At 33.5% G+C, this 22,157-nt stretch carries 24 protein-coding genes; 13 read left to right on the top strand and 11 right to left on the bottom strand.

The features are described from left to right. Positions 1-29 precede the first annotated feature (29 nt). Positions 30-650, top strand: a complete 621-nt coding sequence (locus tag H8R22_RS11165; protein WP_187010463.1) for an L-threonylcarbamoyladenylate synthase — start codon at positions 30-32, stop codon at positions 648-650. 275 nt (positions 651-925) lie between these two features. Here H8R22_RS11165 and H8R22_RS11160 read toward each other — a convergent pair whose 3' ends face one another. The 3 genes from H8R22_RS11160 to H8R22_RS11150 form a co-directional block, all read right to left on the bottom strand. After that, positions 926-1,759: an OmpA/MotB family protein gene (locus H8R22_RS11160; protein WP_187010462.1), complete on the bottom strand. Its 834-nt coding sequence runs from the start codon at positions 1,757-1,759 to the stop codon at positions 926-928. Between the two features lie 71 nt (positions 1,760-1,830). Further along, positions 1,831-2,820 (bottom strand): glycosyltransferase family 2 protein, encoded by a 990-nt coding sequence (locus H8R22_RS11155; protein WP_187010461.1) that lies wholly within the window; start codon positions 2,818-2,820, stop codon positions 1,831-1,833. Between the two features lie 42 nt (positions 2,821-2,862). Further along, on the bottom strand, positions 2,863-3,309 hold the full coding sequence (locus H8R22_RS11150) for a type I restriction enzyme HsdR N-terminal domain-containing protein (protein ID WP_187010460.1): 447 nt from the start codon (positions 3,307-3,309) through the stop codon (positions 2,863-2,865). A 52-nt stretch (positions 3,310-3,361) separates the two neighbouring features. On the opposite strand from H8R22_RS11150, the gene holA reads away from it, so the two are divergent. From holA to ettA, 3 genes are read left to right on the top strand one after another with little or no spacing between them, the layout of a single operon-like run. After that, positions 3,362-4,366: a DNA polymerase III subunit delta gene (holA, locus tag H8R22_RS11145; RefSeq protein WP_187010459.1), complete on the top strand. Its 1,005-nt coding sequence runs from the start codon at positions 3,362-3,364 to the stop codon at positions 4,364-4,366. 52 nt (positions 4,367-4,418) lie between these two features. Then, positions 4,419-4,595: a CAL67264 family membrane protein gene (locus tag H8R22_RS11140; RefSeq protein ID WP_222616921.1), complete on the top strand. Its 177-nt coding sequence runs from the start codon at positions 4,419-4,421 to the stop codon at positions 4,593-4,595. 29 nt (positions 4,596-4,624) lie between these two features. Beyond that, positions 4,625-6,316, top strand: coding sequence for an energy-dependent translational throttle protein EttA (gene ettA, locus H8R22_RS11135; RefSeq protein WP_187010457.1), 1,692 nt, complete (start codon positions 4,625-4,627; stop codon positions 6,314-6,316). A 59-nt stretch (positions 6,317-6,375) separates the two neighbouring features. Here ettA and H8R22_RS15690 read toward each other — a convergent pair whose 3' ends face one another. The 3 genes from H8R22_RS15690 to H8R22_RS11125 all read right to left on the bottom strand — a co-directional run bounded on the left by H8R22_RS15690 (position 6,376) and on the right by H8R22_RS11125 (position 9,321). Then, a complete protein-coding gene (locus tag H8R22_RS15690; protein WP_262891051.1) occupies positions 6,376-6,504 on the bottom strand; it encodes a hypothetical protein in 129 nt (42 codons plus the stop codon). A gap of 72 nt (positions 6,505-6,576) precedes the next feature. After that, positions 6,577-6,996: a thiol-disulfide oxidoreductase DCC family protein gene (locus tag H8R22_RS11130; RefSeq protein WP_187010456.1), complete on the bottom strand. Its 420-nt coding sequence runs from the start codon at positions 6,994-6,996 to the stop codon at positions 6,577-6,579. 159 nt (positions 6,997-7,155) lie between these two features. Further along, complete coding sequence (locus H8R22_RS11125) at positions 7,156-9,321, bottom strand: endonuclease MutS2 (RefSeq protein WP_187010455.1); 2,166 nt, start codon at positions 9,319-9,321, stop codon at positions 7,156-7,158. 167 nt (positions 9,322-9,488) lie between these two features. Between H8R22_RS11125 and ung the strand changes: the two genes are divergently transcribed. Then, positions 9,489-10,163: a uracil-DNA glycosylase gene (ung, locus tag H8R22_RS11120; protein ID WP_187010454.1), complete on the top strand. Its 675-nt coding sequence runs from the start codon at positions 9,489-9,491 to the stop codon at positions 10,161-10,163. 208 nt (positions 10,164-10,371) lie between these two features. Here ung and H8R22_RS11115 read toward each other — a convergent pair whose 3' ends face one another. The 5 genes from H8R22_RS11115 to porX all read right to left on the bottom strand — a co-directional run bounded on the left by H8R22_RS11115 (position 10,372) and on the right by porX (position 14,619). After that, positions 10,372-10,749, bottom strand: a complete 378-nt coding sequence (locus H8R22_RS11115) for a DUF4258 domain-containing protein (RefSeq protein ID WP_187010453.1) — start codon at positions 10,747-10,749, stop codon at positions 10,372-10,374. Positions 10,750-10,785: 36 nt separating this feature from the next. After that, entirely contained in the window at positions 10,786-11,985 is a 1,200-nt protein-coding gene (locus H8R22_RS11110; RefSeq protein WP_187010452.1) for an alanine dehydrogenase, read from the bottom strand. 87 nt (positions 11,986-12,072) lie between these two features. Further along, positions 12,073-12,543, bottom strand: a complete 471-nt coding sequence (locus H8R22_RS11105) for a GNAT family N-acetyltransferase (RefSeq protein ID WP_187010451.1) — start codon at positions 12,541-12,543, stop codon at positions 12,073-12,075. Positions 12,544-12,550: 7 nt separating this feature from the next. Next, on the bottom strand, positions 12,551-12,958 hold the full coding sequence (tsaE, locus tag H8R22_RS11100) for a tRNA (adenosine(37)-N6)-threonylcarbamoyltransferase complex ATPase subunit type 1 TsaE (RefSeq protein WP_187010450.1): 408 nt from the start codon (positions 12,956-12,958) through the stop codon (positions 12,551-12,553). 77 nt (positions 12,959-13,035) lie between these two features. Continuing rightward, positions 13,036-14,619: a T9SS response regulator signal transducer PorX gene (porX, locus tag H8R22_RS11095; RefSeq protein WP_187010449.1), complete on the bottom strand. Its 1,584-nt coding sequence runs from the start codon at positions 14,617-14,619 to the stop codon at positions 13,036-13,038. Between the two features lie 500 nt (positions 14,620-15,119). Between porX and H8R22_RS11090 the strand changes: the two genes are divergently transcribed. The 8 genes from H8R22_RS11090 (at position 15,120) to H8R22_RS11055 (ending at position 22,137) form a co-directional block, all read left to right on the top strand. Further along, positions 15,120-15,293 carry a hypothetical protein gene (locus H8R22_RS11090; protein ID WP_187010448.1) on the top strand — a complete coding sequence of 58 codons (174 nt, stop codon included), beginning with the start codon at positions 15,120-15,122 and terminating at the stop codon, positions 15,291-15,293. 367 nt (positions 15,294-15,660) lie between these two features. Continuing rightward, positions 15,661-15,954, top strand: coding sequence for a Bor family protein (locus tag H8R22_RS11085; RefSeq protein WP_187010447.1), 294 nt, complete (start codon positions 15,661-15,663; stop codon positions 15,952-15,954). Positions 15,955-16,005: 51 nt separating this feature from the next. Beyond that, entirely contained in the window at positions 16,006-16,209 is a 204-nt protein-coding gene (locus H8R22_RS11080) for a hypothetical protein (RefSeq protein WP_187010446.1), read from the top strand. A 184-nt stretch (positions 16,210-16,393) separates the two neighbouring features. Beyond that, complete coding sequence (locus tag H8R22_RS11075; RefSeq protein ID WP_187010445.1) at positions 16,394-17,053, top strand: hypothetical protein; 660 nt, start codon at positions 16,394-16,396, stop codon at positions 17,051-17,053. Between the two features lie 667 nt (positions 17,054-17,720). Beyond that, positions 17,721-18,791 (top strand): type I restriction endonuclease, encoded by a 1,071-nt coding sequence (locus tag H8R22_RS11070; RefSeq protein WP_187010444.1) that lies wholly within the window; start codon positions 17,721-17,723, stop codon positions 18,789-18,791. Between the two features lie 233 nt (positions 18,792-19,024). Next, positions 19,025-19,444 carry a hypothetical protein gene (locus H8R22_RS11065; RefSeq protein ID WP_187010443.1) on the top strand — a complete coding sequence of 140 codons (420 nt, stop codon included), beginning with the start codon at positions 19,025-19,027 and terminating at the stop codon, positions 19,442-19,444. A 75-nt stretch (positions 19,445-19,519) separates the two neighbouring features. Continuing rightward, positions 19,520-21,586: a M48 family metallopeptidase gene (locus H8R22_RS11060; protein WP_187010442.1), complete on the top strand. Its 2,067-nt coding sequence runs from the start codon at positions 19,520-19,522 to the stop codon at positions 21,584-21,586. A gap of 59 nt (positions 21,587-21,645) precedes the next feature. Beyond that, positions 21,646-22,137 carry a GyrI-like domain-containing protein gene (locus H8R22_RS11055; RefSeq protein WP_225876016.1) on the top strand — a complete coding sequence of 164 codons (492 nt, stop codon included), beginning with the start codon at positions 21,646-21,648 and terminating at the stop codon, positions 22,135-22,137. The last annotated feature ends 20 nt before the right edge of the window (positions 22,138-22,157 follow it).

Genomic DNA, 22,157 nt, shown 5'->3' with positions numbered 1-22,157 from the left:
CAACTTGGTAATTGTAAACAAATATACGAATGGCACAATTTTTGAAAATATATGAAGATAAACCTAACGAGGCTGCAATAGCTAAAGTTGTTAAGGTTTTAAAAGACGGTGGTTTGGTTATTTACCCAACAGATACTGTTTACGGTTTAGGTTGTGATATTACAAATTCTAGAGCATTAGAGCGTATTGCTAAGATCAAAGGGGTAAAGTTAGAGAAAGCTAATTTTTCATTTATCTGTCATGATTTGAGTAATCTATCTGATTATGTGAGGCAAATCGATACAGCAACCTTTAAAATTTTAAAGAGAGCTTTACCAGGTCCATATACTTTTATTTTACCGGGTAATAATAATTTGCCAAAAGAATTTAAAAAGAAAACGACCGTAGGGATTCGTGTCCCTGATAACGCGATTGCACTTGAAATTGTGCGACAGTTAGGAAATCCTATTGTGTCTACTTCTATACGAGATGAAGATGATGTGATTGAGTACACCACTGATCCTGAATTAATTTTCGAGAAATGGCAGAATTTAGTGGACTTAGTTATCGATGGTGGTTATGGAGATAACGTAGGATCGACAATAATTGATTTATCAGGTTCTGAGCCTGAAATTATTAGAGCAGGTAAAGGAGATATAGAAATAATCTAAAATTTTGACTCATTTAACGGTGTTTTCTTGAAAAATTATTACCTTTGATGCCTTAAAGATGTTTAAAAGTTAATTATAGCATGTTATTCTTAATTATATTTGATTGGTTATTAGAGAAAAGTTAAGGATACATTAAAGCAGGTCGCAAGACCTGCTTTTTCTTTTTACTACCATTTCTAATTTAAATTTTAGACCGTAGTAGATAAAATTAAATACAGTTCAAAAAAAAAGCGTCTCTGTTAAGAGACGCTTTTTACCTATATAAAAAAACCTAATTATTTAGTTTGTTTTTTCATTTCTTTTTCAATCATTTCGTAGAATTGATCAATTTTAGGAAGTACTACAATACGAGTTCTTCTGTTACGCGCTCTATTGTCAGCATTATCGTTAGCTACTAATGGCACATATGAACTTCTACCAGCTGCGATTAATTGACTTGGTTTAACTCCTAACTCATCTGTAAGAACACGGATGATAGATGTAGAACGTTTAACACTTAAATCCCAGTTATCAAGTAAGATGTTGTTTCCTATGTAAGGAACACTATCTGTATGACCTTCAACCATACATTCGAAATCTGGCTTGTCATTAACAACTTTTGCAACTTTCGCTAAAACACTTTTAGCTTTATCTGTTACATTATAGCTTCCGCTTTTGAATAATAATTTATCTGCGATAGAGATAAATACTACCCCTTTTTCAACATTGATTTCGATATCTGGATCGTTCAAACCAACAGCGCTTTTTAAACTAGTCACTACAGCAAGTGTTACACTATCTTTTTTAGTTAATGCATCTTGCATTCTACTAATTTTTAAGTCTTTTTCTTTGATAGATTCCAAAGCCTTCTCAATGTTTTGAGCTCCTTTAGTCGTTAAAATCGTCATGTCTTTAGACGTGTTGATCAAGTTTTGATTGTACTCTTTCAATCCATCAACTCTTGCTAGAAGTCCAGCCTTCTCTTCAAGACAAGAATTTAATTTTACCGTAGCAGAATTCAACAAGTCTTGAGTTTCCTTGTTTCTGGATTCTAGATCAGCATATTTCTTTTTAGACACACAAGAGGTCAAAAGTGCGAAGAGTGATAAGGTGATTACGATTTTTTTCATAAAAATAATTTTTAGTTGAATTACAAAGTTAGCTTTAAATGATTAATTACAGTAATAATATAGTGTTAAAATCATTTAACAAATATCTTGCCAGAATTAACATAATATTGATAAACGATACTTTTTGTTGAATAGTATGTTTCCGACTGAAAATTGCTTCTTTTTTTATAAGTAACTGATAGTAATGTGTAAAAAGAATAATGAGCTTTAAGAATAGCTGTAAAATGGGCTGCTTTTCCTTGTAAAATAAATTGGATTCCTGCTAAACCATCTAAAATCATCCTTGTAAAAAGAATTGGAAATAATTTATTTTTAGGCAAATTCTTACTTAACATTAATAGTGAATTTCTAAAGTTAAGATACGTTTTTTTCGGATTACCTTGTTGGAGGGTCGCTCCTCCTACGTGATACACTGTTGAGTCATGCTGGTATTTTATTTTATAACCTTTATTGGTGGCGCGCCAACAAAGATCAATTTCTTCCTGATGAGCAAAAAAGATCTCATCGAAACCACCCAATTCTTTGTAAACACTACTTCTTATGAAAAAACAAGCACCAGATGCCCACGAAATTTCACAATTGTTATCATATTGACCAAGATCTTTTTCTACTGTATCGAACACACGACCACGACAATAAGGATAACCGTATTTGTCAATAAAGCCACCTGCTGCACCAGCATATTCAAAGTAATCTTTATTTTTAAAGTCTAGTAGTTTAGGCTGAATTATGGCAGTGTCTCTATCTTTCTCGAAAGTATTGAGAATAGGTTGCAACCAATTGGCTGTAACTTCAATATCTGAATTTACTAATGCATAAATATCAGCATCAATATGCTGTAGCGCTTCATTATAACCTTGTGCAAAGCCATAATTGGTGCTATTTTGAATTATTCTAACGGTGGGAAAATTAGCTTTGACAAAAGCTACTGAATCATCAGTAGAAGCATTATCAGCTACATATATGACTGCTTCGGGCGAAAATTGTACTACTGATGGCAAAAATTGTTCTAACAATTGAACACCATTCCAGTTTAATATAACTACTGCTATTTTTTTCAAGATAATACGGAATTTAAATCTGCAATGTATGAATAATCGATTCTAAAGATTGTAATCGGGAAGTTGAGGCAAAAAAACATATTTCTCGTTTTCAAAATCCATTTGGCAAAAGTAATGATTCAGGCCGTTAGTTACCATCAAATATTGTGCATTCATAGTTATATTGTAACGGGCGATTTGATCAAAGGTAGCTTGAGTGATTTTAACCTCGGGTGCCTTACATTCTACGAGAACTTGAATTTCACCAACGGTATTGAAAACTACGGCATCATATCGTTTTTTTAAACCATTGACTTTTAGTACTTTTTCAACATTTATTAAGGACTTAGGGTACTTTTTTTCTTCTAGTAAAAAGCGCACCACATGTTGTCTAACCCATTCCTCTGGTGTGAGAATGATAAATTTTTTCCTGATTTCATCAAAAATAGACACTTTATTTTCACTATTTTTGAATCGAAAGTCATACTGCTGAAAATTTAGTTTTTGCATGCGACAAAAGTAAGTAAATCAGCTAATAACCAAATTATCAAATAAATTTATTTTGGACGAAGTCATAAAAATTGTAAACGATATTAAGAGTGGTACTATCAAGCCTATCTATTTTTTAATGGGAGAGGAACCGTATTATATCGATAAACTATCTGATTACATTGAGCAAAATGTTTTGTCCGAGGAAGAAAAAGGATTCAATCAAACGGTTTTTTACGGTAGAGATGTTACCGTTGAGGATATTGTTTCATCGGCGAAAAGATATCCAATGATGGCTGAAAGACAAGTGATTATCGTAAAAGAAGCTCAGGATCTGACTAAAACAATTGATAAATTAGAATCGTATGCTGAGAATCCGATGGCCACAACGGTTTTGGTAGTTTGCTATAAATACAAGACATTAGATAAACGTAAAAAAGTTACCAAGCTTTTAGCTAAAAACGGAGTAGTTTACGAAAGTAAAAAGCTGTACGAGAATCAAGTTGGAGATTGGATAAAAAGAGTTTTATCGGGTAAAAAGTATGCAATCGAGCCTAAAGCATCAGCGATGTTGGTCGAGTTTTTAGGTACTGATTTAAGTAAAATAAATAACGAATTAGAAAAGCTGCAAATCATTTTACCAAAAGGTGCCACCATTACTCCCAAAGATATCGAGGAGAATATTGGTTTTAGCAAGGATTTTAATGTTTTTGAATTACGTAAAGCTATCGGTGAGCGCAATCAACTTAAGGCATATACGATTGCTGAGAATTTCGCAAATAACCCTAAAGACAATCCCATGGTCGTTACCACTAGTTTGGTTTTTGGTTTTTTTGTACAACTTTTAAAATACCATGGTTTAAAAGATAAAAACCCTAAAAATGTAGCTACAGTGATAGGGGTAAATCCTTATTTTTTGAAAGAGTATGACCTCGCTTTAAAAAATTATCCGATGCGAAAAGTCAGTCAAGTAGTTGCAGCATTGCGAGAAATTGATGTAAAGAGCAAAGGAGTTGGAGCAAGCGCGATGTCAAATGGGGATTTATTAAGAGAAATGTTGTATCATATTTTTAATTAGCGGTTAAATCACGATATTTGCAACACATAAATTATATATCACAATCATGGGAATGAATAAAAATACGGTCTTAGGATGGGCTACCTTTATAATGATATTGATGGGATTGCTATTAATAGGTCTTGGAGCTTTTAGATATAGCGAAGTTTCAGGCTGGGGATTTGTAGCTGTTGGAGTCGGTTTTCTTGCTAATGCATGGGTTTTTAGCTCATTAAAAGGGAGATTGTAAATAAAATATAAAAATTAAAATTAAATATAATGTCAGACGATAAAAAAGTAATTTTCTCAATGCAAAAATTGAGTAAAACCTACACTGGAGCAGACAAACCTGTTCTTAAAAATATTTATTTAAGTTTCTTTTACGGAGCTAAAATTGGTATTTTAGGTTTGAACGGATCCGGTAAATCATCACTACTTAAAATTATTGCAGGGGTTGATAAAAACTTTCAAGGTGATGTTGTTTTTCAACCGGGTTACACTGTTGGTTATTTAGAGCAAGAGCCAATATTAGATGATACTAAAACAGTTTTAGAAATTGTTCAAGAAGGAGCTGCAGAAACAATGGCTGTACTTGCTGAATATAATAGTATTAATGATTTGTTTGGTCTAGAGGAGAATTATTCTGATCCAGATAAAATGGACAAGTTAATGGATCGTCAAGCAGCTTTACAAGACAAAATTGATGCGCTAGGTGCTTGGGAAATCGATACCAAATTAGAAATTGCAATGGATGCTTTGCGTACGCCAGACGGTGATACGCCAATCAAAAATCTTTCTGGAGGAGAGCGTCGTCGCGTTGCTTTGTGTCGTTTGTTATTGCAACAACCAGATGTTTTGCTTCTTGATGAGCCTACCAACCACTTGGATGCAGAATCTGTGCTTTGGTTAGAACAACATTTAGCACAATATGCAGGAACTGTAATTGCAGTTACGCATGATAGATACTTCTTAGATAATGTTGCTGGATGGATTTTAGAGTTAGATAGAGGAGAGGGTATTCCATGGAAAGGGAATTATTCTTCTTGGTTAGACCAAAAATCGAGTCGTATGGCTCTCGAAGAAAAAGTAGCTTCTAAACGTCGTAAAAACTTAGAAAGAGAGTTAGACTGGGTTCGTCAAGGAGCTAAAGGTCGTCAAACGAAGCAAAAAGCGCGTTTACAAAACTACGATAAGTTGTTAAACGAAGACCAAAAGCAATTAGATGAAAATCTAGAAATTTATATACCTAACGGACCACGTTTAGGAACAAATGTTATTGAAGCTAAGAATGTTGCCAAAGCTTTTGGAGACAAATTATTATACGATAACTTAAATTTCACATTACCACAAGCTGGAATTGTTGGAATTATCGGACCCAATGGTGCTGGTAAGTCAACTATTTTCAGAATGATCATGGGAGAACAAGAAACAGATAGTGGAGAATTCTCTGTAGGTGAGACGGTGAAAATTGCTTATGTAGATCAATCACACTCGAACATAGATCCAAACAAATCAATTTGGGAAAACTTTGCCGATGGTCAAGAATTAATCATGATGGGTGGTAAGCAAGTAAATTCAAGAGCATATTTATCTCGTTTCAATTTTGGTGGTGGTGAGCAAAATAAAAAGGTTTCGGCACTTTCTGGTGGGGAACGTAACCGTTTGCACCTTGCTATGACTTTAAAGGAAGAAGGAAACGTATTGTTACTGGATGAGCCAACGAATGATTTGGATGTAAATACACTTCGTGCACTTGAGGAAGGTTTAGAAAACTTCGCTGGTTGCGCAGTAGTGATTTCTCACGACAGATGGTTCTTGGACAGAATCTGTACGCATATTTTAGCATTCGAAGGGGATTCAGAAGTGTACTATTTTGAAGGTGGATTCTCTGAATACGAAGAAAATAAGAAAAAGCGCCTTGGTGGAGATTTGACACCTAAGCGATTGAAATATAGAAAATTGATTAGATAATTGTATTTTCAAATCAAACCAAAAAGGATGTCTGCTTTGATTGCGTGACATCCTTTTTTTTATTTCTTTTTTTTGTCATTACTCATTAGTAATAAAACGGTGGCTACCAAACCAATGACTACAAAACCAAAGACAAAAACTATAATGATTGAACCGTTATCCCAGGTGTAAAGCGAAATGTTTTTCATACTATTCTATTTTAGAACTTCAAAAATAGGTAGCAGCACCAAGATAAAATATGATAATAATCAGTTATTACCTTATTGTTCTAAAAATTTATCTTTTAACTCATTAGTCGGAATCATACATTCCTCTTTTTTTCCAAACCAGCGGTACCTATTTTTAGCGATATAATCATAGATCATATTGCGTACGCTTTCTGGAATAATTTTAAAAACTATGGTTAAGGAATAAAGGAAACCTAAATTAGAAGTTATTCTTAATGCAGCGTCTGATTTATAGTAATACGCTTTTCCTGGCTCATAAAGAATAATACTATCCATTTTTGTTGGATCAACACCAATATAATTACAAATTTCAATTCCTAAATTGGATTGTAGCGCTACAAACCTAAAAACATCATTTGCGTCCCTTTTAACTATAAACTGAACAGCCGAATTGCAAAGATTACATATACCATCAAATAGTATTATTTTTTTATTAGGAGGTAAGTTTAGCATTTTGTATCGAATTCAGTTTTCTATTTCAAGCTTAATTTTTAATTCCAAGGGACAAGGAGCCTCTAAGATTAGATCTACATTAGTTGTTTAATTTTGTTGGGATTCTTCGTTCCTAAGAATGACAAAAAGGAGACTAATATTAAATCAATAATTTTATAACTACTTCTTAGCCGCCTCAACAAATTCAAGCGCTTCTAAACTTACTTTTGATGTAAACACTCCGTAGTTCACAGTAGCTTTGTTTTTTTCAATCACATCAATTGTTCCCACTGCACGACCGTCAAACATTCGTACGCGATCACCTACTTTCAAAATAGGTTTTGGTTTTTCGATAATAGGTTTTAATTTCTTCTCTTTCTTTTCTTTACGAATTTCTTCAACGACTAATGTTACTTCTTCAATAACTTCCTTCTTTTTGACAGCTATCGCTTTAGACTCTTTTGCAGTGGCTTTTTTACGTTTTGAATTTTCGATTTCGATAATTTTTAAAAACTCGCCAAGCAGTTCTTTTTTATTTTTATTGTTAAAGTATTTCTCGGCAATATCTTCGACTTTCTGACCAATGTAAATGGTCTTTTGATTACTATCATAAAGCTCCTGATAACTTTCTAGTTTCTGCTTTATTTTGACATTGATAGTCTCCATCTTTTTACCTTCTTCGCGTGCTTTGGTTTCTTCTTCTTTTAGATTTTGAGAAGTTTTTTCTAGTTTAGAACGTTCTTTTTGAAGCGTAGCTATTGTTTTGTCAAAACGGACTTTCCCCACTTCGATCTTTTTCTTTGCTCGGTTGATAAGGCTAAACGGAATTCCGTTTTTAAGCGCTACCTCAAATGTAAAGGAACTTCCTGCTTGTCCCAAAGCCAATTTATACATAGGCTCCAATGATTTCTCATCAAACATCATGTTGGCATTGGTAGCAAACGGTAGTTCGTTAGCTAGAATTTTTAAATTAGAGTAGTGTGTAGTAATGATTCCAAAGGCCTCTCGGTGGTAGAACTCCTCCAAGAAAATTTCGGCTAACGCACCTCCTAATTCGGGATCAGAACCAGTACCGAATTCATCAATTAAGAACATGGTTTTGCTATTACACTTCTTCAAGAAGTAATTCATGTTCTTCAATCGGTAGCTGTACGTACTTAAATGATTTTCAATAGATTGGTTATCACCAATATCTGTTAATATCCTGTCAAACAAAAATGTTTCTGATCGTTCATGTACCGGAATCAACATACCAGACTGCAGCATTAATTGCAATAATCCAACTGTTTTTAACGAGATGGTTTTACCTCCAGCGTTAGGTCCAGAGATAACTATAATACGGTTTTCTTGACCCAATTCAATGGTTTGAGGATGCGTGATTTCGTTTTTTTGTTTGTTGTTCAAAAACAAAATCGGGTGATAAGCATCTCTAAAATACATGCGACGTTCATCAGTAATTGCTGGTAAGATTCCGTTGATTTTGTTAGCATATTTAGCCTTAGCCGCAACTACATCAATATCACTTAGAAATTCTTGGTATTCAATAAGTAATGGTAAGAAGGGTCTAATAGAATTTGACAGTTGTTTTAAAATTCGGGTGATTTCCTCTTTTTCCTCATATTCTAAATTGCTTAGCTCTCTAGAGTATTGCAACGTCATTTCGGGTTCTACATAAGCAATACTTCCTGTTTTTGAACTGCCTAAAATAGTTCCTTTCACTTTACGACGGTACATCGCTAAAACGGCCAGTACACGTCTGTTTTGAACAAAACTTTCTTTGATATCATCTAAGTAACCTAAACCATTGTAATGTGACATGGCTATACCAAAACTTTGATTCACTTTACCACGAACACTATTCATGCTGCGTCTTGTGTCTAAAAGTACAGGTGAAGCATTATCTTTAATTTCACCATACTTATCCACTACATCATCAATCATGTGAACAATATCCTTCGTTAGTTCTACGCGAGCTGCTCGAGCATTTATGTTGGGGTAGTAATCATCAAATTTTCGTAAAAAATTCAATAAAAAGTTGACTGTAGATGCTAGCGTCGCTATTTTTCTAAAACTTCCAACTTCGAGAAAACTATCCTCGATTGCCAGAAATTTAATTTCGTGATTTATGGTTTCAAATCCGTGGTTAGGAATGGCATTGTTATTTTGAAAAGACGAAACATATTCTGATGTTTGCATTAATGCTTGCATCAAACTCTCTTTGTCTTTAAAGGGAGTTATGTTTAACGCTTTTTCTTTACCAATTTCGGTATTACATATACTCGAAATGGTTTCAAGGACCGTTGGGAATTGTAGATCTTGTAAAGTTTTTTCTGTTATTGATATCATTAGGATAAGTTACTTCTTTGCTACAAAAATAGTTAATAGTGAAGACTATTTTGTAAATAAATACCAAGTTTAACTAATGTTTATTTCTGCTGTAACATAAAAAATAATTGTTCCTTTTATCGATTAGATATCTCTGTGTATCTTTGTGTTCTTAAGTTTTAAAAATAATGCAATTACAACTACCGCCAAAATGGGATTCGCTACTAGCAAATGAACTACAAAAGCCTTATTTTCAGGATCTACAAGAGCAGTTAACCCAGGAGTATGAAGTAGGAGCTTGTTACCCTCCGCAGGATTTAATATTGGCTGCTTTTGATTATTGCGACCTTTCGCATTTAAAAGTAGTGATAATAGGTCAAGATCCCTATCATGGGGAAGGCGAGGCTAACGGATTAGCATTCTCTGTAAATGATGGAGTAAAGATACCTCCTTCTTTACGAAACATATTTAGAGAGCTAAACGATGATTTAGATCATTTATTTATGCCTACGTCTTGTAATTTAGAACGTTGGGCAAACCAAGGCGTACTACTTTTGAATGCAGGATTGACAGTTCGAAAAGACCAAGCAAACAGTCACAAGCACTTAAAATGGAATCTTTTTACGGATGCCGTAATTCAAGAAATTTCAAGTCAAAAAGAAGGTATCGTTTTTCTGTTATGGGGTGCTTTTGCACAAAAAAAAGGTAGTAAAATTGACCGAACTAAGCATTTAATTTTAGAATCAGGACATCCATCACCCTTAAGTGCTAATCAAGGAAAATGGTTTGGCAACAAGCATTTTAGCAAAGTGAATGCCTATTTAAAAGCTAACAATGAAAAAGAAATTGATTGGTTTTTGTAGTGCATTCGAAAACCTCTATAAAAAACAGATGGAATGTTAAAGTTGCTTGGTGAAGAATAACTTTATAAAAAGCGAAACTACATATGCTTACTCAAAAAACGACGAAGGTATTACTGAACGTAAATTTGAACCATTTTCTAAAAAATAAAAAAACCACTTCGGTTCTATAAACAGAAGTGGTTTTTCAATTTCAATTATTTAAATTGTGTTATTTGCGACTAACATCTACAAGGATAGCTTTGCTTGCCTTGTTTTCAACAGTTAAAATAATCTCTACATTTTTGACGGTTTTACCTTCTATAATGTACAATTTATTGTTTTTGCCAAACTCGGTGTTGCTTTTATCAAAATCTACATCACCGTAAGTTAGTGATTGTTTAATATCATTTTTATCAATCCAAGGTTCAGCCAACGTTTTAAGGGCTGCATCTGAGTACTCAAATGGTTTATTACGAATGTCATTTAAAACACGTGCATTTGGGAAATAACTACAACGAGTATCTTTACCGCTAAAAACAAGTGCTACAAAAAAACAACCTATAACTAAACCTACTAGGTAGTAGGCAAAACGATGTACAAACTTCATGAATTATTTTTTTTGCAAAGGTAGGGCAAAGATTATTTAAAACACAATTAAATTGATATCGTTATTAGGGATGTCAAACCAATCGCCAATGGCCTTATTAGTCAATATACCGTGGTATAAATAAACGCCACATTTTAATCCTTTATCGCATCGTATCGCACTTTCGATTCCGCCATCATCTGCGATTTGAATTAAGTAAGGTGTAATTATATTGCTGATCGATAACGAAGCAGTTTTAGAGTAGCGAGCGGGTATGTTGGGTACGCAATAGTGTAAAACATTACTTTTTATGAAGGTTGGTTTCTCGTGTGAGGTAACCTCTGAAGTTTCAAAACAACCACCCGTGTCAATGCTCACATCAACAATCACAGCGCCTTTTTTCATGTGCTCGACCATTGTTTCTGTAACTACAACAGGTGTTCTATCAATTCCGCGCATGGCACCTATCGCTACGTCACAACGTCTTAACGCCTTTAATAATGTTTTTGGCTGAATGGTAGAGGTAAAGATGCGTTGGTTTAAATTATTCTGCAGTCTACGCAATTTGGTAATAGAGTTGTCAAATACTTTCACATTGGCACCTAAACCTATTGCTGTTTTGGCTGCAAATTCTCCTACAGTGCCAGCACCTAAAATAACAACTTCGGTAGGAGGAACGCCGGTGATGTTACCAAAGAGCAATCCTTTTCCAAATTCGGTTGTAATCATTAATTCTGCAGCAATCAATATCGAGGCTGTGCCAGCAATTTCACTAAGTGACTTCACCGCAGGATAGGTTCCGTCTTCGTCTTTTATATATTCAAATGCTAAGGCAGTGATTTTTTTCTTGGTCAAAGCTTCAAAATAGCTTTTTTGTTTTGTTTTTAACTGAATAGCCGAAATCAGAATCGATTGGCTGTTCATCATTTCAATTTCTTCTAGTGTTGGTGGTTCTACTTTTAGAATCATCGGACAGCTAAAAACCTTTTTCGTGTCTTTCGTTACTTCGGCACCAGCATCACTATACTCTTTGTCTGAATAGCTTGAACTTTCTCCAGCTCCAGACTCGATCATTACGCGGTGACCGTGACATGTTAAAGAGTTGACAGCATCAGGCGTTAAACAAATACGGCGTTCTTGATGGCTTGTCTCTTTAGGTAAACCAATAAAAAGTTCGCTTCGTCGTTTTCCAACCTCTAGTTTTTCCTCCTGAGGCATTAGTTGCTGCTTTGTAAACGGTGTGAATGAAATTGACATTGTTGTTGTGCTGTTTAAGAGGTAAAATTACATAAAAAAGTTCAAAATACAGTTGACCTTGAGGGCTAAATCATATAAAAACTAAGGTTACAAAACTTTCTCCATTTTGATATCAGCACGTTCATAAATGCCGCTTTCTAATGGTATTGCTACAAAACCATATTTGTAGTATAAATGAATGGCTGATTGCAAACTTGTATTCGAATACAAAATCAGCTTGGTAGCATTCCTTTCTTTGGCAACTTGAAAACAGTGCTCTAATAGTATTTTTCCAATTCCTAATCCTTGAACGTTTGTTGTAACGGCCATTTTACTAACTTCGTAAACGGTGTTACTAACTCGCAAAAGCGAAACCGTGCCAACTATTTCATCGTTGTATGTTGCGTAGTAAATCAAACCGCCTTTGTCAATGATTTCTTCTTGTGGATTTGATAAGACAATTTCGTCTCGATCTTCTATTCGAAAATACTTTTGTAACCATTCTACATTTAAAATTTTAATATAGTCCTTTAAGTCAATTGTAAAGGGAATAATGCGAACCATTTTGGTAGTACTCATACAGTAATTAACTTAATTCTAAAATTCGTTTTCCATCGGCTTGCTCCCTAATTCTGATTACCGAATGCTCCTCTGGAATCAAATTCGGAATCTGTTCTGCCCATTCGATGAAGCACCAAGCACCCGAATATAAATAATCATCAACTCCCATGTCTAGCGCTTCCGTTTCGACCTTTAATCTATAAAAATCAAAATGGTAAATCGTTTCATTTTTAGTAGTTTGGTACTCATTAACTAAAGAAAAGGTTGGACTACTAGTTGCTTCTGTAACACCAAGAGTTTTACATAATTGCTTGATAAAAGTAGTTTTTCCGGCACCCATTTCACCATAAAAAAGGATGACTTTTTTAGGATTTTGAGCCACAACTATTTCCGCCACTGAGGCGATGTCTTCTAATTCATAAATAAACTCCATATTCTTGCTTCTTCATTTGCTAACAGAGAGCTCTAAATCCTTACTAAATTCGGAAACAAGAGCTCGAATGCTAGATACTATTTTGGATTAAATACTAGTGCCGGAATAATCATTTCTTCAAGCGAAATTCCACCATGCTGGTACGTATTTTTATAATAACTTACATAGTGATTGTAATTGTTTACGTAGGCCAAAAACAAATCATTTTTTGCAAAAATATAAGAACTGCTCATATTAATGCTAGGCAATCCTATTTTTTTTGGATCTTTTACAGCATAAACATCTTTATGCTCGTAAGTAAGGCTTCGTCCCGTTTTGTATCGAAGGTTCAAACTTGTGTTTTTATCTCCCACTACTTTCGATGGATTTTTGACATTGATGGTTCCGTGATCTGTAGTTAAAATCAATTTAAAACCTAGTTTTTGCGCTTGCTGAATAATTTCTAACAAAGGCGAATTCTTGAACCAACTTAGCGTCAAGGAGCGATACGCCTTATCATCTGCAGCTAATTCTTTTACCACATCCATCTCTGTTTTAGCATGCGAAAGCATATCTACAAAGTTGTACACGATGGTAACCAAATCATTGTTTTTAAGTCCCTTGAAGTTCTCAGCTAGTTTTTTACCAGATTCCATATTGGTAATCTTAAAGTAATCTTCCTTGATGTTTAATCCCAAACGTTTTAACTGTGCGGTCAAGAATTCGGCTTCGTACAAGTTTTTACCACCTTCCTCAGGATCATTTTTCCAGTATTGCGGAAACTGCTTTTCCATTTCAACAGGCAGTAATCCAGAGAAAATCGCGTTTCTAGCATACTGCGTCGCTGTGGGTAGGATAGAGTAGTAGGATAGCTCTCTCTCGAGTTTGTAATAATCGTTTACAACGCTCTCAAAAACTTTCCATTGGTCGTAGCGTAGGTTGTCTATAACCACAAACAGTACAGGCTTCGCTTTGCTCTGCTCGTCTGGGTCTCGAGAATTCTTTTTCTTCAGTTCAGGTAATACTAATTCCTTAAATAAGTCGTGCGAAAGTACCGGTTTATCTGCTTTAGGAGCAAACCAATCCTCGTAATTGCGTTCTATAAATTTTCCAAATTGGGAATTGGCCTCTACCTTTTGAGATTCTAAGATCTCAATCATAGCTTGATCTGTAATATTTTCGAGTTGTAATTCCCAAAAAACTAATTTCTTATACAACTCCACCCAATCCTCGTAACTGTTTACCATGCCCATTTCCATGGCAATTTTACGAAACTCCTTTTGGTAATCTAGCGTAGTTTTTTCAGAAATTAAGCGAGAGTGATCCAAGTTCTTTTTCAAGCTCAATAAAATCTGATTGGGATTCACGGGTTTAATCAAGTAATCGGCAATTTTAGAACCTATCGCTTCCTCCATAATGTACTCTTCCTCACTTTTCGTGATCATAATCATGGGTATAGCACTCTTTTTCTCCTTCATTTCCTGCAGCGTTTCCAGTCCGCTCATACCAGGCATATTCTCATCTAGGAACACCACATCAAAGTTTTCGTTCTCAAAAAGGTCTATGGCATCGCGTCCGTTGTTGCAAGTGGTAACACTATAATTTTTTTTCTCTAGAAAAATAATATGCGGTTTTAGGTAGTCAATTTCATCATCAACCCAAAGTATTTTTATTTTGTCCATATATATAGGTAAAAAGCGTTCAATTGTATTTGTTCAATAAGCCAAAGTACAGTTTTTTCAGGCGTAAGGGTATTAATATTTTTATAAAATTTTATACAATTATAGGCTAGTAATACTCTTGCAGCAGTACCTAAAAATAGCCAAAACTTTATTTTGGGCGTGCCCTCCGCAAAAGCTACGGTCGGGCAGTACACTACAAGTCCTCGCTTTGCTAAAAAGCGTCGCTGCGGGCTTTTCGTTTCCGTCCCTCACGCGAGATTGGGCATTCAGTATTCGAGTAGAATTAGAAATTGACATTTTGTAGCATCCAATTAGGTCTGTTTAAAGTATATAAAAACGTCGATTACGGGAAACCGTAAGGAAGAGTAGTTACAGCTATTTATCTTTGAAAAGTAGAGAGATAAAACATGTAATACAATAAAAATAAGTAAATCGCTTATGTACTAAATTCTGTTTCAAACTATAGTAAACAAATAGCATTATATTCTAAAACACTAATTATGGAAGGAGGAGTTTATTTAGTTTTGATTGTTTTAAAAATCATAGGGACCTACGTTTGCTCTAGTACTGCCAAAGAATTAAATCGCAGCGCTGTAGGATGGGGAGTTTTTGGTTTTATTTCTCCCATTATAGCTATGATTTGGATTAACTGCTTGAAACCAATTGAACAGTAAAAAAATATAAAATTAAAGTGTTTATAGCATCTTAAAAAGAATAAAATAAATTAGACTTTTATCAAATAAATCTTATATTTGGACACCACAAAAAAACAAATTAATCCATAACAATAGGAGCAGTAGCTCTTGTATTGTTGTGGATTTTCGTTTTTGAGGAGGTAATGGACAAAATACGTTTTTGTTTGTTACTATAACCCAGTTGTGAGCAAGTTAAACCTAGCAGTACGGTTAAAAACTGTGGAGAGAAGTTTTGAAAAACTTGCTCATTGAGTTCTGAAAGCGGAAAAGCATATAAACCGAAGTAAAATAATGCCTAAAAAAAACTCAAAGTGAGTAAACAATAATATTTTTTAAAATGATTAGAATGAAAAGAACATTCAAAGTTTTGTCAATTGCTTTCGCAATGTCAATTATGTTAACGTCTTGTTTTTCATACACAAGCGTAGTTGGTAAAGGTGCACAAGGTAACTCTCAGGTTACAAAATGGAATCATTACGTAATTGGTGGATTAGCACCAGTTGGAGTTTCAGACTCTAAAGAAATGGCTGGAGAAGCAACAGATTACACGGTGTTTACAAGACAGAGTTTTGTAAACGGTTTAATTGCTGCTCTCACTTTCAGCATTTATACTCCAACTACAACGACAGTAACAAAATAATAATACTTCAGGCGGTAATAGTAAAATAGTACCGCCTAATTTTAAATTAAAATGAAAAAAACAATATTTTACGCATCGATAATTACTGCATTGTATTTGATTTACATCATCATAAACATTTTTGTCTATCATTACGATAAGCTAAACAATTATGGAAATGGATTTTTAATTGGAAAAATAGTATTGTTATTAATTTTTGGTTTTGTAGTTTACCGAACAAATCCATTTAAACAAAAAAGTGAAAATAGACGTTAAATTAGCTCAGATGAACTGCCTACGAACGTTGTTTTGATCTATCTGGAATTTATTGGAATTATTGTTTCGTGTCACGTTTTCGTTAAGCCAAAAATTGAGCGATTACGAATTTCCAGCCATCTGAAAGTGTCAAAACGTTGTGTGTAATTTTAAAAAAATCAGTATAAATAAAAAACCAAGTATTATGACATTTTTTGATGAAACTAAATCAATTGTTGAGAACATAAATTTCCTAAGCGGATTTTTAATATTTATAGTTGCTCTAATCGGCTTATATCAATTAAAAATTGCTAAAGACAGTATAAAGATTAATTCTGAACGTGAAGCAGCAAAGTTAGCATTTGAACTATGTGAAAAATATATTCCAATTCTCAAACAGCTCCGAAATGAATTAATAAACAAAATGTACGATTTAGATATTGATGCTGAAAAAATTGAAAAATTAGATTTACATAAATTAGATGAAATTAATGAAAATAATGAAAATATAAATGAGTATAAAAAATTATTAGAAAAGTACAATGAAATAGAAGATGAATTATTTAACCTTGTAGACAAATTAGAGGAATTTTCTATTCCTTTTACAAGAAAATTAGCAGATGAGCAATTTGCATATAGTTCAGAGTTTTTAAATTTCTATCAATTGTGTAATCTCTGTTCTGTTGAAGTAATTAAAACTAGGAAAGAAAGACCAAATGATAAGGCAATATTTGAACATGTTATTGAACTATATTCCATTTGGAAAGAAAGAAATGAGAAAGAAAAAATTGAACATCAAGTTAAAAATTTACTTTCAAAAAGTTCAAAACTAAATCATAGGAAAATAAAACCAATTGGAACTTAATAAAAACTACACACAACAGCCATTTGGCAAGATTGCGAATTTTGTGGTGAATTCTCGTTTACGTTTCGCAAGATTATTTATCTATAGGGGTATATAATCGGTTACGAAGTTCGTGACATAGCTAAGTGGCGATAAGGTTAGTGGTAATGCATCAAAAATCACATTAAAATGAAACGAAAACAAATTTTAAAGATTTTCTACCTTATAATTTTAATACTATTTACTGGAGCAATGTGGAATGGAATATATCAAACTCAATTTCTGCAATATGACGAAAATTGGGGTCTACTTATTCAAATATTCTTAATGTCAGTTTGTGCTTTTTTTGGGATTATATTTATTTGGAAAAATTGGAAAAATTTCGTCATTGAAAATAAGTGGCCGACAATTTTATTTCTTTTAGCGTCGTCCCCTATTTCTGTGATAATAGTAGTTTTCAATTATTCAACAATTTTTGGAGAAACTTTAAATGTTTAAACGTCCACTAAAAGCTGTTTTGCGCTTGCTCGAATTTGATATCATTACCGTTTCACTTTAAGTCTAAATAAAGTCGAAAATAGAGTGATTACGAACTTCTAGCCATGCAAGGGTGCCAAAACGCTAACTATAACAGTTGTGTGAAACAGAGAAATAATTCTTATTTAAAATATATCAAATATAAAAACCAATGGAAGATCTAAAATTAAAATTGCAGCAACTACATGAACGAGTTGATTCCTTAAAAGACCAAATAAATACAGAAGAAGCGACTAAAAATGCTTTTGTAATGCCTTTTATTCAAATACTGGGTTATGATATTTTTAATCCAACAGAAGTAATACCTGAATATATTTGTGATATTGGTACTAAGAAAGGAGAGAAAATAGATTACGTAATTAAAAAAGATGGCGAACCTATTTTAATCATTGAATGTAAAAAATGGAATGAAAATGTCGATGCTCATAATTCTCAACTTCATAGATATTACCACGTTTCAAAATCTCGCTTTGGTGTTTTAACGAATGGTCACATTTATAACTTTTATGCCGATTTAGAGAAACCTAATATAATGGATGAAAAGCCATTTTTCACTTTAGACATATCAAACTTGAAAGAAACAAGTTTAAAAATCTTACATAATTTTTCTAAAAATGGGTATAATCTTGAAGAAATATTAGATTCAGCAGAAGGATTAAAATATATAAAAGCAATTAGAAAAGAATTTGAAAAGGAAATACAAGATCCCTCAGACGAGATGGTTCGACTTTTAGTAAATCGATTTTTCAATAAGCCTTTTACAGCTCCAAGATTACTTGCGTTTAAGGAATATACTAAAAAAGCATTTTCTACTTCAATAAATGAAACTATAAACTTTAGATTAAAAAATGCTTTAAATATATCTGAAACGGTTCCATCTAAAGCAACTGAACAAACAACTGCGATCGACGAAAATGTAGATACTCCAAAATTTATTACAACCGAAGAAGAAGTTGAAGGTTCACAAATTGTAAAAGCAATTTTAAGAGAAGTTTTACCTTCTTCAAGAATTGCATTTAGAGATACACAATCTTATTTTGGTATTTTATTAGATGATAATAACAGAAAACCAATTTGTCGCTTACACTTTAATTCAGCAAATAAATACATTGAACTTTTCCACAATGGAAAAGATAATGGAGAGAAAAAGCTAATTTCTTCTTTAGACGAAATTTATAATTTTAAAAATGAATTATTGATGACAATAAAAACGTACGAATAGAAGAACCTAAAAACGGCTGCAGCTTTAATCATTAAAAACTAGCTTGCATTTAGTGTACTTACTATTGCGCATCAAGTTTTCGTTAAGCCGAAAACTAAAAAGTAAAGATCTTTTAGGCACATAAAAGCAAAAAAACGTAACCATTCTTGCTAAGAACAAGATTTAAAAATATAAATAAGAAATCACATTGTAGAGATATTCATATAAAATAACAATCAAAATCATTCCCACTAATGAAAAAATTAATTCTAATCCTAACAATCTCGCTGATAACGACACTAGGATTCAGTCAAGAAGCGCAAACGAGTACGAAATCATACGATCCCAACTTGATAGGTTGTTGGAAAGGCTCCGAAGTTGGGCAACAACAAAAAGGCTTAAGTAAATACTGGGTTTCCTGTCGCTTTGCTGGTGGAAAAAGTGTTCTTTTATTTGTAGCCATTGATAAAAACGGCAAGGTAACGCAAGAAACAGAAAATGGAACCTGGTGGACAGAAAACGGAAAGTACTATGAGCTGCATGATTTTGATGGTGTTGTAGATAGTTATAATTACCGCATAACTACTGAAGGTGTTGATTTCCAGTCGATAGAATTAATGGGTGAAAAAGATACAAGCTATAAATTCACTGATTTCAAAATTGAAGATGATTAAGGCTTCTTTTTACCTAATTTAAAAAGAAATTCAAACATCAAGTACTATTTCAGTAAATAACACACCTTTATATTTATGAATATCGAAGTCTCAGCTAGTTTTAAAAAAATGACAACCAAAGCCATTTTTTCAATAGTGCTTTTTCTCTTGGTCTATGTGCTCTTGCTACTACTAGCCATTGGTATTACTGTTTTGTGTTTAATAGGTGCTTTTTATGTTATTACAGTTCGTCCCTCGTTTATAACCCTTGCTCTGGGAGTAGGTTTGGGTAGCTTGGGATTTTTTGTTTTAGGATTTTTATTCAAATTTATGTTCAAAAAACATAAAATAGACCGAACGCATTTAACCGAAATTACTGCCGCAAACGAACCGAAATTATTTCAATTCATTGCAAGTATAGTAGAGGAGGTAGGGACTGATTTTCCTAAAAAAGTATATGTTAGTGCAGATGTAAATGCCAGTGTTTTTTATGATTCGAGTTTTTGGAGTATGTTTTTCCCCGTAAAAAAGAATCTGCAAATTGGTCTAGGTTTAGTCAATGGTATCAGTGAGCAGGAATTCAAAGCTATTTTGGCACATGAATTCGGCCATTTTTCACAACGGAGCATGAAGGTAGGAAGTTATGTTTATTACGTGAATCAGGTTATTTTTAACATGTTGTACGATAACGACTCTTTTGATAAGACGATTCAGAAATGGGCAAATATTAGCAATTACTTTTCTATTTTTTTAATGATTTCAGTCAAAATCATAAGCGGTATTCAGTGGGTTTTAAGAAAGATGTATGAGTTTGTCAATATAGCGTATCTAGCACTTTCTCGTGAAATGGAATTTCACGCTGACGAAGTAGCGGCTAATGTCGCAGGAATTACTCCCTTGCAAGAATCGCTCTTACGAATGGATCTAGTCGATGCGTCTTACAATAAAGTGTTGGATTTTTATGGCGATAAAGTAGGGAGTAATTTTAAGAGCAAAAATATTTATGAGGAACAGGTATTTGTTTTAAATTATTTAGCTAACGAGAGCCAGTTGCAGTACAAAAATAATTTGCCGCTTGTGACAGCGGTCGAAATGAGTAAATTCAATAAATCCAAATTGGTTATCGAAAACCAGTGGGCGTCACACCCGTCTGTGGAGGATCGTTGTGCTAATTTAGAACGCGTAGGGATACACAAGCAATTCGAAAATAACAATCTAGCTAAATTCATCTTTCAAGACTTTGAAAAAATACAGGAAAACATTACCTCTCGTTTATTCAGTCATTTAGACATCAATGAAACATTTGAAGCAGTTTCCTTAACTGATTTTAAAAATGAATTTATTCAAAAACAAGCAGAAAATTCTTTTAATACCATCTATAATGGTTATTATGATAATAAAGATATAATGCATTTTGACATAGAGAACGCACCAACGATAGGCAAACAAGAGGAACTCGAACAATTATTCAGTAAGGAGAAAATAGATTTAGTATACGAGTACCTTGCGGTATCTAATGACGAACAAACCATTCAGAATATTCTAGATGGTGCAATTAAGCTCAAATCTTTTGATTACGATGGACATAAATTCAAATCAACTGAAGCAGATACCCTTTTGCCCCAGCTAAAAAAAGAAAAAGAAGATTTGAAGGAGCGCATTATCCAAAATGATATTGTCATATTTAATTATTTTAGACAGTTGGCTACAGTAGATCATCAAGAAGCAATTTTGATAGGGAAGTATAAGGTGTTTTTTGCTTTTGATCGCTCTTTTGACATAAGTTTTGAACAGTATAGCATGCTGATGCAGGCAACAGAATTCTTATCGGTTGTAACTCCAATTGAGCAAATCAAACCAAAACTTTTGAAGGTCTATGAAATAGAAGTAGAGATCAAAAAAGAAATTAGGGAAATGCTAGAAAGTAACTTGTACAAAAAAGTACTAACGCCAGAAATAATTGCTAGCTTTGAATTGTATCTAAAAGAAGATTATCTTTATTTTAGCGGAGATAAATACATAGAATCAGAATTGGAGTTGTATTCTCAAGCCATTTCTTATTATCGATTTGTATTATCGAGAGGTTATTTTGTGATTAAGAAAGAATTGTTAGATTTTCAAAATCAGCTCGTAATTAATCGTACCGTTGCTATTTTGAACTAAAACCGAACTGCCGAATTACAAAAAGGCAAGAACATATATAAACACTACACCTGTTAAAATTGGAACCAAAAATCACCACAAGTTCAGCCATACAAATCATAGGGATGCACGCAATTATGTCTTACACTAATTACGATGCAGCGATGGTATGGCAACGCTTTATGCCAAGGCGCAAGGAGGTATCTCATACTCCAAATATGGATTTATATTCCATTCAAGTTTTTAGCAAGAGCTATTGGGAGCAGTTCAATCCTAGCGCTACTTTTACTAAGTGGGTTGGCGTACCAGTATCTCAAGTAGATCGTGTTCCCTTTGATATGGATGTAATGATTATCCCAGCTGGATTGTATGCTGTTTTTACTTTTGTAGGTAATGAGCAAATGGCTCCTGCTTTTTTTGAGAAAATCTACGGTGAATGGTTACCAAATTCTATCTACGGGTTAGATGATCGTCCGCATTTTGAAATTTTAGGCACGAAATACAAGCGGTCAGATCCAACCTCTGAAGAAACCGTTTGGATACCAATTAAGTTAAAAAATAATGTACTTTAGCTTCAGAATAGAGCAGAAAT

It is taken from the genome of Flavobacterium kayseriense, from assembly GCF_014305095.1.
In the GTDB taxonomy this organism is placed as follows: Bacteria; Bacteroidota; Bacteroidia; order Flavobacteriales; family Flavobacteriaceae; genus Flavobacterium; species Flavobacterium kayseriense.
The sequence above is the reverse complement of the archived record's forward strand: the minus strand, read 5'-3'. Positions and strand labels throughout refer to the sequence as shown.